This window comes from Komagataeibacter kakiaceti JCM 25156 (assembly GCF_000613305.1).
In genome coordinates this window covers 1-1992 of the sequence record NZ_BAIO01000439.1, presented here as the reverse complement: position 1 = coordinate 1992, position 1992 = coordinate 1, and the positions used below count along the sequence as shown (strand labels likewise).

1 protein-coding gene and 1 pseudogene are annotated in these 1992 nt (G+C 67.5%); both read left to right on the top strand.

What is annotated here, in order from left to right; genetic code table 11:
- A partial coding sequence (locus tag JCM25156_RS14985; RefSeq protein WP_025813713.1) for an HlyD family secretion protein occupies window positions 1-431 on the top strand: 431 nt, incomplete at its 5' end.
- A pseudogene (locus tag JCM25156_RS24985) lies at window positions 428-1992 on the top strand (ATP-binding cassette domain-containing protein); the annotation flags it as partial. The gene JCM25156_RS14985 and the pseudogene JCM25156_RS24985, both read left to right, overlap by 4 nt.

Below are 1992 nucleotides of genomic sequence, written 5' to 3'. Positions count from 1 at the left end.
CATCCGCGCGCGTGGCGGGGCGGATCGAATACCGTATCGTGGAACTGGGCGCGGTCCTGCCCGGCGGGGGGCGGGTGGCCTCGCTGCTGAACCCGGCGGATATGTACCTGACCGTCTTCTACCCCTCTCCGCAGGCGGGGCGGCTGCGTGTGGGCGATCAGGCCCGCATCGCCCTTGACGCCCTGCACAAGGAGGTCATTCCGGCCACCGTCTCCTTCGTCTCGCCCGAGGCGCAGTTCACCCCCAAATATGTCGAGACCGCGACCGAGCGCGACAAGCTGGTCTATCGTGTCAAGCTGCGTATCGCGCCCGACACGGCGCGGCGCTATGGCAGCGTGCTCAAGGCGGGCATGACGGGCGATGGCTATGTGCGCACTGATCCCGCCACCCGCTGGCCCGCCGCCCTTGACGTGGCCGATGCCCCGCAATGACCGCGCCGACGCCGCAGGCTAGCCCGGCGGGCATCGCCATTACCGGGGTTACGCACCGGTATGGCGCGGTTACGGCGGTGAATGACGTGACCATCAACCTGCCCGCCGGCACCACCATCGGCCTGGTGGGGCCGGACGGGGTGGGCAAGTCCACCCTGCTGGGGCTGATCGCGGGCGTGCGGCGGCTCCAGTCCGGCAAGGTGATGGTGCTGGGGGCGGATATGGGCTCGCGCCGCGCGCGGGAGGCCTTCCTGCCCCGCATCGCCTTCATGCCGCAGGGGCTGGGGCGCAACCTGTACCCGACCCTGTCGGTATGGGAAAACATCGATTTTTTCGCCCGCCTGTTCGGCATGGACGCCCGCGAGCGTGATGCGCGCATCCATCGCCTGCTCGACGCCACGGGTCTTGCGCCCTTTCCCGACCGCGCGGCGGGGCATCTGTCGGGGGGGATGAAGCAGAAGGTCAGCCTGTGCTGCGCGCTGGTGCATGACCCCGACCTGCTGATACTGGATGAACCGACCACCGGGGTCGATCCGCTCTCGCGCCAGCAGTTCTGGACGCTGGTGGATCAGTTGCGCAGCGAACGCCCGTCCATGACGGTGATCGTCTCCACCGCCTATATGGAGGAGGCGGAACGCTTCGCGTGGCTGGTGGCCATGGATGACGGCAGGGTGCTGATCAGCGACCGGACGCGCAGCGTGCTCGAGCGCACCGGCGCCACATCGCTGGAGGCGGCGTATATCTCGCTCCTGCCCGAAGGCAAGCGCCAGCAGGCCAGCGGGTTCGTCATCCCGCCCTATGCCAATCCCGGCGGCCCGCCCGCCATCGAGGCCGAACACCTGACCCGCCGCTTTGGCAGCTTTACGGCGGTGAGCGATGTGAGCTTCACCATAAGCGGGGTGAGATTTTCGGCTTTCTCGGCTCCAATGGCTGCGGCAAGTCCACCACCATGAAGATGCTGACCGGCCTGCTGGACGTGACCAGCGGCACCGCCCGGCTGTTCGGGGAGCAGATCACGGCGGGCGACATGAAAACCCGCATGCGCATTGGCTACATGTCGCAGGCGTTCTCGCTTTATGAGGAACTGACCGTGCGCCAGAACCTCATGCTTCAGGCCCGGCTTTACCGCATTCCCGCCCCGCAGGCGTCAGCGCGGGTCGAGCAGTCGCTTGATTCGTTCGAACTGCGCGGCTGCGCCGATGTCAGCCCCGCCGCCCTGCCGCTGGGCATACGCCAGCGCCTGCAGCTTGCGGCGGCGTGCATCAACAACCCCGAAATCCTGATTCTGGACGAGCCGACCTCCGGCGTGGACCCGGCCGCGCGCGACATGTTCTGGCAGCACCTGATCCGCCTGTCACGCACGGAGCATGTGACCATCTTCGTCTCCACCCATTTCATGAACGAGGCGGCGCGGTGCGACCGGATCTCGCTCATGCATCGCGGGCACGTGCTGGCGGTCGGCACGCCGGCGGAACTGGTGAAAAAGCGCGGCGCGCCGGATCTGGAGGCCGCCTTCATCGCCTATCTGGAGGATGCGGAAAAAGAGACGGCGGCGCACGAG